Origin of the sequence: Lysinibacillus sp. NPDC093692 (genome assembly GCF_050280125.1) — a bacterium.
GTDB lineage: Bacteria > Bacillota > Bacilli > Bacillales_A > Planococcaceae > Lysinibacillus.
In genome coordinates this window covers 82,627-94,966 of record NZ_JBNNUW010000005.1, presented here as the reverse complement: position 1 = coordinate 94,966, position 12,340 = coordinate 82,627, and the positions used below count along the sequence as shown (strand labels likewise).

Here is a 12,340-nt window from a genome sequence, read left to right as displayed (position 1 = left end):
TTATGAAAATGATAGAAATTTATAATTTTGTGTTTCGTATATGACTATTATCTGATAGAATGATAATGTTGAAAAATAAAAATGGGGGTAATAGTTGTGAAGTTGCAAATTAGTAAGTGGCTCCAGAATTTAGGGATAGCCTGTAGTATTGCATCGTTATTTACACTTTTCTTCCGTCTATCAGATTTTGCATGGATCACAAAAAGTGTTTATCATATACCAGTATTTTTTGTTATTTTGTTTTTACTAAGCTTGGTCATTGCTGAGGATGTACGAAAAATATTTAAAAGAATATTTTGGTACGAAAAGCGAAAAGTTAAGCGTCCTATTTGGCAAGTAGGGATTGGCTTCATTTTCTTTTTAGCACAAATCAGCGCTGTAATGGTGTTCGATACAGAGCTTACACATCCACAGCTTGGCGGTATGCCAATGTTTTTAGTGTTTGCCTTTATGAATGCTTTTATTTTGACTGTCATATATGAAGAAATTTTCTATCGTAAAGAAAAAACAAATAGAGTTAGTAAATAACGACAGAGAAGTCAATTACAATAAGTGATTGGCTTTTTTTTGTGTAGTTAAACATACGTTAATCTATTGCTGTAGAAATTTTGGCGATTTTCAACGTTATGATTGGTAAAATACCTGTTTTCTCGATAAAGTAAAAGGAAGAGGCATTTTCAAACATACGTTTTCGTTTTACAATTAAGAAGACGAAAACGCAGGAGGATAAAATCATGACAAAGGATAAATTGCTATTATTGGACGGCAATAGTTTAGCGTATCGCGCTTTTTTCGCGTTGCCATTATTAACGAATGATAGTGGAATTCATACGAATGCAGTGTACGGCTTTACAACGATGCTACAAAGAATATTGGAGGAAGAGCAACCAACGAAAATTTTGGTTGCCTTTGATGCTGGTAAGACAACCTTCCGTCATGAAACATTTACGGAATATAAGGGTGGTCGACAAAAGACTCCACCAGAATTATCTGAGCAGTTCCCTTATATACGCAAGCTTATCGATGCTTATGGTATTAAGCGATATGAGCTTGAAATGTACGAAGCGGACGATATTATAGGGACACTTGCCACTGAAGCTTCGACTCAGGATATGGATGTCATCGTTGTATCAGGAGATCGTGACTTAACACAGCTCGCGACTGAGCAAGTAACAGTATACATTACGAAAAAAGGTATTACTGAAATTGAAAAAAATACACCTGTTTTTATTGCAGAAAAATATGGCTTAACGCCTGGACAAATTATTGATATGAAAGGTTTAATGGGGGATTCTTCAGATAACATCCCTGGTGTACCAGGTGTCGGTGAAAAAACGGCTGTTAAATTACTTAAAGAGCATGGTTCAGTAGAGTCGCTTTATGCGGCAATGGATACGGTGAAGGCTTCTAAAATGAAAGAAAAATTAGTTGCCAATGAAGAACAGGCACTAATGAGTAAAAAGCTAGCTACTATTTTTACAAAAGCGCCGATTGATATAACGCTTTCTGATCTTGCTTACAATGGTCCGAATGAGGAAGAATTAATTAGTGTGTGGCAAGAGCTTGGTTTTAAATCACTACTAGAAAAAAGTGATTTTACTGTCCAAGAAGAGGAACAGGCACCTTTTGACTATGAAATTGTGGAAGAAGTAAAGCAAGAGCATTTAAAAGATGTAATGGCAGTGCACTTGGAGTTAGAGGACGAGCATTATCATACTTGCCAGCAACTAGGTATTGCATTAACAGATGGAGAGAAAACAATGTACGTGCCTTTTGATCTTGCGGCTAAATCAGATGTTCTTCGTCTCTGGTTAGAAGATGCTACTAAAATAAAGTACATGTCTGATTCAAAAGCATCTCAAGCTGCGTTAAAACGTGCGGGAATACGTTTAGCTGGTGTGGAATTTGACTTATTGCTTGCTTCTTATATTAATAACCCTGCGCTAAGTGGAGATGATGTGGCAACTCTTGCAAAAGAACTGGGCTATCGCAATGTGCAGGCAAATGAGGCTGTTTATGGTAAAGGCGCGAAACGAGCTATACCAGCTATAGATGCACTTGCTGAGCATGCTAGCCGCAAAGCCTTTGCTGTGTGGTCTTTACAGCCAAAGCTTGAGACATTGTTAAAGGAAAATGAACAATTCGAGCTCTATAAAAACTTAGAACTTCCACTTGCTTCTATTTTAGGGGAAATGGAAAGTGAAGGGATCACGGTCAATCGTGCCACATTAGAGAAGATGGGTCAGGAATTGAATGACAAGCTAATTGTTATTGAACAAGCAATTTATGCTGAAGCAGGAGAAACCTTCAATATTAATTCACCAAAGCAATTAGGCGTTATTCTCTTTGATAAGCTTGGTCTTCCTGTTATTAAAAAGACGAAAACAGGTTATTCCACTGCAGCGGATGTATTGGAAAAATTAAAACCAGAGCATGCGATTATTGAGCATATTCTTTTATATCGCCAGCTAGGAAAATTACAGTCAACTTATATCGAAGGCTTACTAAAAGAAATCCATAAAGAGGATGGTAAGGTGCATACGCGATTCCAGCAAGCGTTAACAGCTACAGGGCGTTTAAGCTCAACGGATCCGAATTTACAAAACATCCCGATTCGTTTAGAAGAAGGGCGAAAAATTCGTCAGGCATTTGTGCCATCGAAAGAAGATTGGATATTATTTTCTGCCGATTATTCGCAAATCGAATTGCGTGTATTAGCCCATATGTCGAATGATAAAAATTTAGTCGAAGCTTTCCGTGAAGGTATGGATGTTCATACACGTACAGCAATGGATGTATTCCATGTTTCAGCAGATGAGGTCGATAGTAATATGCGTCGCGCTGCAAAAGCGGTGAACTTTGGTATTGTCTATGGGATTAGTGATTATGGCTTATCACAAAACTTGGATATTACTCGTAAGGAAGCTGCTACATTTATCGAGAAATATTTTGCGAGTTTCCCAGGTGTAAAACAATACATGGATGATATCGTCCAAGATGCGAAGTTTAATGGTTTTGTGACAACGATTTTAAATAGACGTCGTTATTTACCTGACATTACGAGCTCGAATTTCAATCTACGAAGCTTTGCAGAGCGTACTGCCATGAATACACCAATTCAGGGAAGTGCAGCTGATATTATTAAAAAGGCAATGATTGATATGGATGCTCGTTTGAAAAAAGAAAATATGCAGGCAAAAATCCTTTTACAAGTGCATGATGAATTAATATTTGAAGCACCTAAAGAGGAGATTACATTGCTTGAAAAAATAGTACCAGAAGTTATGGAGAACGCAATCGAGCTTTCAGTACCATTAAAAGTAGATTTTAACTACGGTGCAACTTGGTACGAAGCAAAATAAGGAGAGGTTAAAATGCCTGAATTACCAGAGGTTGAAGGTGTCGTCCAGGCATTAAAACCTAAAATTGAAGGGCGGACAATTCAACAAGTTCAACTATCTGAAATTATTCGTTTTTCCTTTGGGGAAGGAAAGCAATGTATCGTGAAGCAAGCCGAGCCTGATGCATTTGAAATATCGTTGTCTCAAATGACGATTACAACAATAGAACGACGAGCAAAATACATCTTCTTTCATTTACTGAAGGAAGATGTCCCTTATGTGCTTGTTAGTCATTTAGGGATGACAGGTGCTTGGTTTGTGGTAAATTCGCCTGAGGAAATCCAAGAGGTGAAATTTAAAAAGCATATTCATGCTACATTTCAAATGGTAGATGGTGGCTATTTAATTTATTCAGATATACGCCGCTTTGGTGAACTACGTTTTCTAACAAAAATTGAGGAACATGCACCATTAACAAAAATGGCACCAGAGCCATTCGATGAAATAGCATGTGATTATTTTATTGCGAAATCAAAGTTGCCGAAATATGAGAAAAAGGCCGTTAAAGATGTAATTATGGATGGGCAAGTCATTTCGGGCTGTGGTAATATTTACGCAACAGAAGCATTATTTGCGCAAAAAATTCATCCGGCCCGTACAATGAACCGCATTAGTGAAAAGCGTAAACGTGAATTGTTCGAGGCGATTGTCGCTATTTTACGCCAAAGCATTGAAGCAGGCGGTTCAACAATTTCAGATTATCGTAATATAAATGGTGAGGCTGGAAGTATGCAGAATCGACTGCAAATGTATGGGAAGAAGTTGTGTCCAACGTGTGGAACTGCAACGAGCCAAATGACGATAGGTGGGCGCACATCAGTCTTTTGCCCAAATTGTCAACATTAAAGGGGATTTAACTATGATTATCGGATTAACAGGAAGTATAGCGAGCGGAAAAAGTACAGTAGTAAAAATGATGACAGCACTTGGTTTACCAATTGTCGATGCAGATATTGTAGCGCGTGATGTTGTTGAACCAGGAACGGAGACTTTAAAGCTAATTGTTGAAAATTTTGGACAAGATATATTGCTAGAAGACGGGAGTTTAAATCGTGCTAAGCTTGGCGATATTATTTTTCACGAGCCTGTTAAGCGTAAAATGTTAAATGATATGATGCATCCTGCTATTCGCAAGGAAATGTTACGCCAGCGCGATGCGTATATAGATGCCGGAGAAAAGCATGTTGTGATGGATATTCCACTTTTATTTGAAAATAAATTACAGCATTTTGTCGAGCGCATTATCGTGGTATCGGTTAGTGAAGAGGTACAGCTCCGTCGATTAATGGAGCGTAACAACTTATCAAAGGAGGATGCACTAGCACGAATGCATTCTCAGTTACCAATGTCAGTCAAAGAAAAAGGTGCCCATGCGGTTATTTACAACAATGAAAATTTAGAACAAACAGAGCACCAACTGAAAAAAATCCTGACATCTTGGGACGTATTATAATTAATTAAAAATCTGTAAAATCATTCGATGCGTAGCAATGCCATATTGCTACGCATTTCATATTGTTAAAAACTATTAAGTCATTGAAAATAAGGTGTCACATTAAATAAAGTATGGCTCTTTCGGCAAAACAGGGGGTGATTTCCGTTCCGGCTGAGCGCTTCGTTGTTGCTGTCGCTTCGCTTTCGCACAGATAAAACATTCGCTGCCGCTTCACTTTCGCGCAGAGCAGAGCTTCCTGGGGGCGTCCGATGAGCCGCTTGGGGCAACAAATGTTTTCTGTGCGAAAGCGTAGTGCTAACGTAGCGGCAGCGACAGGATGTTGGTCACGAAGGCGTTATCACAGGATGTGATGATTTTAGCCTTTGCTCCTCTATTGCTGTTCCCCAAGGAGTCGCCCAGCCCCCACTACAATCAATCTACATGTATTCTAATGCGTCACAATTATAAGTTTTTTCTGTTTGGTGAGTAGCATAACTTTTACTTTTTACCTATAGCATTAAATTATATTTATAAAAATTCTACGCTATTGCTGATTGGAGTGGAAGGCTACTTGACTCCCGTGCGAAAGCGAGTAGCCCGGAACGAAAATCATCCTTTAAAGAGCCATACCATTCACTGAGATTTCCTTGCCAATTTTGTTTTTTAATACTATGAATGCATAGCAAAAACACTTTGTTATGCATTTTTTTGTGAGTTTATACCATAATAAGGACTAATTTAGGCGATTTTATTTTTCAGAAAATAAGAACTTTAATATTATGAATATATAATGTTCATCTTTTTTGAAATTGTGTTATACTAATCACCATAAAGTATATAATTAATCTGAGTTTGCACTCACAGGAGGATTTTATAAATGACAGTATCAGTTGCTATTAATGGTTTCGGACGTATCGGACGTATGGTTTTCCGCCAAGCGATCGTACAAGAAAGTTTAAATATCGTTGCAATTAACGCCAGCTACCCAGCTGAAACGTTAGCACATTTGATAAAGTATGACACAAATCATGGAACGTTCGAGGGTTCAGTGGAGCCTGCAGGCGATGCTTTAATTGTAAATGGTAAACGTGTTCAAATTATTAGCGAACGCGACCCATTAAAATTACCATGGGCAACAATGGGTGTGGATATCGTTATTGAAGCAACTGGTAAATTTAATGATCGTGAAAAAGCAGCAATGCACTTAGAAGCAGGCGCAAAGAAAGTTATCTTAACTGCACCTGGTAAAAACGAGGACGTAACAATTGTTTTAGGTGTAAATGATGAGAAACTTGATATCACAAAACATGATGTTATTTCAAATGCTTCTTGTACAACAAACTGCTTAGCACCAGTTGCTAAAGTATTAAATGACACATTTGGTATCGAAAACGGTTTAATGACAACAGTTCACGCTTATACAAATGACCAAAAGAATTTAGACAATCCGCATAAAGATTTACGTCGTGCACGTGGTTGCGCACAGTCTATCATTCCAACATCTACAGGTGCTGCAAAAGCATTGAAATTAGTGTTACCGGAATTAGAAGGCAAAATTCATGGTATGGCACTTCGTGTTCCAACACCAAACGTATCATTAGTTGACCTAGTAGTTGATTTAAATACTGATGTAACTGTAGATTCTATCAATGCTGCATTCGTTAAGGCAGCTACTGAAGGTCCAATGAAAGGCATTTTAAACTTCTCAGTTGAGCCTCTAGTATCTTCTGATTACAATACAACAACTTACTCTTCAACAGTAGATGGACTTTCTACAATGGTATTGGGTGACCGCAAAGTGAAAGTGCTTGCTTGGTACGACAATGAGTGGGGTTATTCAGCACGCGTTGTAGATCTTGTGAAAAAAGTGGCAAAAGCATTAGAAACGGTTAATGCATAATCAAGCAAATATGTTGAGCACATTGAAATCCGAGTGATTTCAATGTGCTTTTTGTATTAGATTGTAAAATCTATGCTTGTACTTTCTGCTTTCAAGGCTTATCATGAGCACACTATCGTCAATGCGCTTTTCTTATACATAGGAAATTTGTTATAATAGAAATACTAAATTGTTGTGAAATCAGGAGAGTAATTATATGAGATGTCCATCTTGCCAATTTAACGGAACGCGTGTTGTGGATTCGAGGCCAGTTGATGATAATAAAGAAATTCGTAGACGTCGTGAATGTGAGTCATGTGGCTTCCGATTTACAACGTTTGAAAAAATTGAAGAGACACCGTTAGTTGTAGTGAAAAAAGAGGGTTCACGAGAAGAATTTAGCCGTGAAAAGGTACTTCGTGGACTTATTCGTGCTTGCGAAAAACGTCCTGTTTCTCTTGAAGTACTTGAAGGACTAGTAATGTCTATTGAAAAAGATCTTCGCCGTATTGGGAATTCTGAAGTCCGATCTGAGGATGTAGGAGAAATGGTAATGGATCGCTTAGCGAAAATCGATGAGGTTGCGTATGTGCGCTTTGCATCGGTTTACCGTCAATTTAAGGATATCAATGTCTTTATTGAAGAAATTAAAGAAATTATCCAACGTCAAACAGAGCAGAAATTATAGGAAATAGAGAGGGGAATGACGTTGATCCATTTGTATAAGGAATTACAGCCTGCTGATTCTTTTGACATTCGTCTACCTCATGCACTTTCTACGCAGGAACGTCAATTAGTAACGCTTTTTTATCAGCCTTTAATTGGAGCGGAACCAATCAGCCTTTATTTAACATTATGGGCAGAGGCTGAGCAAATGCCAAAGCAGCAAATGACACATTATTATTTAATGAATGTGTTAGGTCTTCCTATTGGCAAAGTATTTGAGGCACGTATTGCGCTTGAAGCAATTGGCCTGTTACGTACATGGAAAAAAGAGGATGATGGCGAGCGAAGCTTTTTATATGAGCTGATACGTCCACTTGATGCGGATAGTTTTATGAAAGACCCACTGCTGTCGATGTTTCTATTTAGTAAAATCGGGGAGCAAGCTTATCGGAAGTTACGTCAGCGTTTTATTCCATCTACAAGAGATGCAGAATTTAAAGATGTATCGCGTGCCTTCATAGATGTTTTTAAGCCTGTAAGTACAAGGATTCCAGATGATTTACAAGTAGATACTAGTCGTAAGGACACACAGCAAAAGATATATCCGTTTTATTTTGACCAGTTTGACTTTGAACTGCTGCAAGCGGGCTTATCGGAGCAACTAGTCCCGGCAAGCCTACTTACATTTGAGGTGCGCGAAACAATAGCGAAATTAGCATTTTTATATCGCTTAACGGCACTCGATATGCAAAAGGTAGTAATTCTGGCATTAGATGATGATCTAGGTATTTCATTGGAACGTTTACGTAAGGCCGCTGCGGATTTTTATAAGCTAACGGTATCAAAGGAACCACCAAAGCTTGCTAGAGTGACTGAGACGTCATCCGTAGAAGAACCGGGCCAAAAAACAAAGGACCAGGAGCTTCAGCAATATTTAGAGACGACTCCCCCAGTGCAAGTATTGCGAGATATCAATAATGGCAAAGAACCGCTACAGACCTCCGTACAGCTTGCAGAGAGTTTAATTGTCCAGCATGGAATGCCGGTAGGGGTTGTTAATGCTCTTCTGGAATATGTAATGCTAACAACTGATATGAAGCTACCTAAGAAATATGTGGAAACGATTGCGGATCATTGGGTACGTAAAAATATTCAAACAGCAAAAGAAGCAATGGAGCTAGCACGTAAAGAACATGATAAGTACACTACGTGGAAAAATAAACCTCAGTCTTCGGCAAAAAAGAACTCTTACACAAAAAATCGCCGAGAGGAAAAAGTACCGGATTGGTTTTATAAGCGTAATGAAAAATCAGAGGAAGTATTAAAAGATACACCAAATACTGGCGCTACTGATTTTGAAAAGGAAAGACAAAAGATACTAGAAAAATTAGGTAATATTCAAAATAAGGTAGGTGAATGACAATCGAACCGATTAATGGACCATTGAAAAGAGCAATTAAGGTACCATCATTTCAAGAACGATATGAAGCGATGCGTAAAGAAATATTAGAAAACCCTCGTGTGCAAGAGTTTTTAGCTGAGCATATGGATGAGTTAAGCTATGATGCGGTTGAACGTAATTTACCGAAGCTTCATGAATTTATTAGTCAATCTACAGTCTGTTGTGGCTGTGACAATACAGAAAATTGTACAAATTACTTAAAAGGTTTTTTACCTACTTTACGTGTAGTAAGGAGTACTGTTGAAATTGATTATGTACAATGCGAGCAAAAGATACGTGAAGATGAGCGCCGTGATGTTGCTAATATGATAGCAAGTATGCATATGCCAAAGGATGTGCTACAAGCTACTATCAGTGATTTATTTATTGATGATCATACACGTGTTGACATTGCAAACCGTGCGACTGATTTTGTTCAAAATGTACTAGATACAGGGGATTTGCCTGCTAAAGGCTTTTATTTATATGGTCAATTTGGAGTGGGGAAATCTTTTGTGCTAGGCGCATTAGCTAATGAACTTGCGAAAGCTAAAGTAAAGTCAGTTGTAGTTTTCGTACCTGAATTTTTACGAGAAATGAAAAATGCAATTGGCGATAACACATTGAATGAAAAAATAGACTATGTGAAAAAGGCACCAGTGCTAATGCTTGATGATTTAGGAGCCGAAACAATGACTGCTTGGACGCGAGATGAAATTTTGGGAACTATTTTCCATTACCGCATGGCAGAGCAATTGCCAACATTCATTACATCTAATTTTAATTACGATGAGTTGGAGCATCATTTAGCACAGTCACAAAAAGGTGACATAGAAGTCGTGAAGGCTGGGCGTGTTATGGAACGTATTAAAGCCTTGACAGAGCCGATTAAAATGGGCGGGCAAAATAGACGTCTGTAAGATTGGCAGTTGCATTTTATGACAATCGAGCGTATACTGTCACATATAATAATTAACTTCTTTCAACCGGTGTCCAAACACTTACTGAAAAAGTTAAAGCCTTCGGATTATGCCGAGGCATAATTGATCAAATGCATTGATGAGGACATGAATTTTGTGTAAGGCTTTTAGAGAGGGAAGTCATTGGCTGTAAGCTTCCTAGTTTGAGCACATTATTTACTACCTGCTGAGCAGCGAAAGGGATAATCTTTTGCCGGTCCCTAGCCCGTTAGCTAGCCTTGAGCTTCGTCTGACTATAAAAAGTCGGAAGGAAGAAGGGTGGAACCACGAACATACGCTTCGTCCCTTTCGTAGGGACGGAGCTTTTTTTATTTTCGTTCAGTGGAAAATAGTGGTGAACGAATGCGGATGTAGTTTCTTTTCAGTGAGTGTCCAAACACCTATTGAATGAGGATCAATTCCGGGGATTCTTTGACTTCAATCATGCATCACAACAAAACTATAAGGAGTGCAGAAAAATGTCAGATATGATTAAATTAACTTTCCCAGATGGCGCTGTAAAGGAATTTGCAAAAGGCACATCTACTGATGACGTAGCATTATCAATTAGCCCAGGACTTCGTAAAAAAGCATATGCGGGTAAAGTAAATGGTGTCTTAGCCGATTTAAAAACACCAATTGAAGAGGATGCAACAATCTCAATTATTACTCAGGATGATAAGGAAGCACTGGAAATCTTACGTCACTCTACTGCGCACTTAACAGCACAAGCGATTAAACGTTTATTCCCAGATGTTAAACTTGGTATCGGTCCAGTTATTGAAGGTGGCTTCTACTACGATATCGATTCACCAACTCCAATCACTGCTGAAGACTTACCAACAATCGAAAAAGAAATGAAAAAAATTATCGCTGAAAACCTAGAGATAGAGCGCAAAAATGTAAGCCGTGCAGATGCACAAGCGATCTATGAAAAAATCGACGATGAATATAAATTAGAATTACTTGAAGCGATTCCAGAGGATGAGCAAGTTTCTATTTACCATCAAGGCGAATTTTTCGACCTTTGCCGTGGTATCCACGCACCATCAACTGGCAAGCTTCGTGAGTTCAAACTTCTTTCATTAGCTGGTGCATACTGGAGAGGTAACTCAGATAATAAAATGCTACAACGTATTTATGGTACTGCTTTCTTTAAAAAAGAAGAATTAAAACATCATCTACAAATGCTTGAAGAAGCAAAAGAACGTGATCACCGTAAAATCGGTAAAGAATTAGAGTTATTTACAACTTCTCAAAAAGTTGGTCAAGGTTTACCGCTTTGGCTACCAAACGGTGCGACAATCCGTCGTGTTATTGAGCGCTATATTGTAGATAAAGAATTATCTCTTGGTTATAAGCATGTTTATACACCAGTACTTGGTTCTAAAGAGCTGTACCAAACTTCTGGTCACTGGGATCATTACCAAGATTCTATTTTCCCACCAATGGAAATGGACAATGAAACATTAATTATGCGTCCGATGAACTGCCCTCACCATATGATGGTGTACAAAAACAGCAAGCATTCTTATCGTAACCTACCATTACGTATTGCTGAGCTTGGTACAATGCACCGTTACGAAATGTCAGGTGCTGTTTCAGGTTTACAACGTGTACGTGGGATGACTTTAAATGATGCACATATTTTCGTTCGTCCAGACCAAATTAAAGTGGAATTCCAAAAAGTAGTACAATTAATTTTAGAAGTTTACAAAGACTTCGATTTAAATGATTACTCATTCCGTTTATCTTACCGTGACCCAGCGGATACTGAAAAATACTTCGACGACGATGCAATGTGGGAAAAAGCACAAAGCATGTTAAAAGAGGCTATGGATGAGCTTGGCTTAGATTACTTTGAAGCTGAAGGTGAAGCGGCATTCTACGGTCCTAAACTAGACGTACAAGTAAAAACTGCAATAGGTAAAGAAGAAACTTTATCAACAGTTCAGCTTGACTTCTTATTACCAGAACGCTTTGACTTAACTTATGTAGGAGAAGATGGTAAACCACATCGTCCAGTTGTTATTCACCGTGGTGTAGTATCAACAATGGAACGCTTCGTTGCCTTCTTAATCGAAGAATACAAAGGTGCATTCCCAACATGGTTAGCACCAGTACAAGTTGAAGTCATTCCAGTTTCAAACGAAGCACACTTTGATTATGCTAAACAAATTGAAGAGCAATTAACTGCAGCAGGCTTACGTGTTGAAATGGATGACCGTGAAGAGAAACTAGGTTACAAAATCCGTGAAGCACAAATGAAAAAAATCCCGTATATGCTTGTTATCGGAGACAAAGAAGTAGAGGCTGGTGGCGTAAATGTACGTCGTTACGGCTCAAAAGATTCAGAAACAATTAGCTTCCAAGACTTCTTAGCTAACATTAAAGCTGAAATTACAAAATAATTTTAATGCTTTTGCAGGCGAATTCGATCAGATTGAAGAAGGATTAGGATTCGCCTGGCAAGAACATAAAAAGTTTGAGATGACATCCGTATGCCATTTATATAAGTTGATTGGAATGGAGGCTGGGCGACTCCTTGGGGATTAGCGT

The 12,340-nt window shown here is 38.4% G+C and carries 9 protein-coding genes; all 9 read left to right on the top strand.

What is annotated here, in order from left to right:
• The first annotated feature begins 96 nt into the window (after positions 1-96).
• A complete protein-coding gene (locus ACQKN4_RS07510) occupies positions 97-528 on the top strand; it encodes a DNA polymerase I (protein WP_079561578.1) in 432 nt (143 codons plus the stop codon).
• A 206-nt stretch (positions 529-734) separates the two neighbouring features.
• On the top strand, positions 735-3,362 hold the full coding sequence (gene polA, locus ACQKN4_RS07505; RefSeq protein WP_427483105.1) for a DNA polymerase I: 2,628 nt from the start codon (positions 735-737) through the stop codon (positions 3,360-3,362).
• Between the two features lie 12 nt (positions 3,363-3,374).
• The gene (gene mutM, locus ACQKN4_RS07500; RefSeq protein WP_079561576.1) at positions 3,375-4,247 is read left to right on the top strand and encodes a bifunctional DNA-formamidopyrimidine glycosylase/DNA-(apurinic or apyrimidinic site) lyase; all 873 of its coding nucleotides are present in this window, start codon (positions 3,375-3,377) and stop codon (positions 4,245-4,247) included.
• A gap of 13 nt (positions 4,248-4,260) precedes the next feature.
• A complete protein-coding gene (coaE, locus tag ACQKN4_RS07495; RefSeq protein ID WP_427483102.1) occupies positions 4,261-4,854 on the top strand; it encodes a dephospho-CoA kinase in 594 nt (197 codons plus the stop codon).
• 859 nt (positions 4,855-5,713) lie between these two features.
• Complete coding sequence (locus tag ACQKN4_RS07490) at positions 5,714-6,736, top strand: glyceraldehyde-3-phosphate dehydrogenase (RefSeq protein WP_079561574.1); 1,023 nt, start codon at positions 5,714-5,716, stop codon at positions 6,734-6,736.
• 196 nt (positions 6,737-6,932) lie between these two features.
• Positions 6,933-7,403: a transcriptional regulator NrdR gene (gene nrdR, locus ACQKN4_RS07485; protein WP_049667519.1), complete on the top strand. Its 471-nt coding sequence runs from the start codon at positions 6,933-6,935 to the stop codon at positions 7,401-7,403.
• 15 nt (positions 7,404-7,418) lie between these two features.
• Positions 7,419-8,801, top strand: a complete 1,383-nt coding sequence (locus tag ACQKN4_RS07480; protein ID WP_240518277.1) for a replication initiation and membrane attachment family protein — start codon at positions 7,419-7,421, stop codon at positions 8,799-8,801.
• A gap of 2 nt (positions 8,802-8,803) precedes the next feature.
• On the top strand, positions 8,804-9,742 hold the full coding sequence (dnaI, locus tag ACQKN4_RS07475) for a primosomal protein DnaI (protein WP_240518281.1): 939 nt from the start codon (positions 8,804-8,806) through the stop codon (positions 9,740-9,742).
• Positions 9,743-10,260: 518 nt separating this feature from the next.
• Positions 10,261-12,192: a threonine--tRNA ligase gene (gene thrS / locus ACQKN4_RS07470; RefSeq protein ID WP_427483099.1), complete on the top strand. Its 1,932-nt coding sequence runs from the start codon at positions 10,261-10,263 to the stop codon at positions 12,190-12,192.
• The last annotated feature ends 148 nt before the right edge of the window (positions 12,193-12,340 follow it).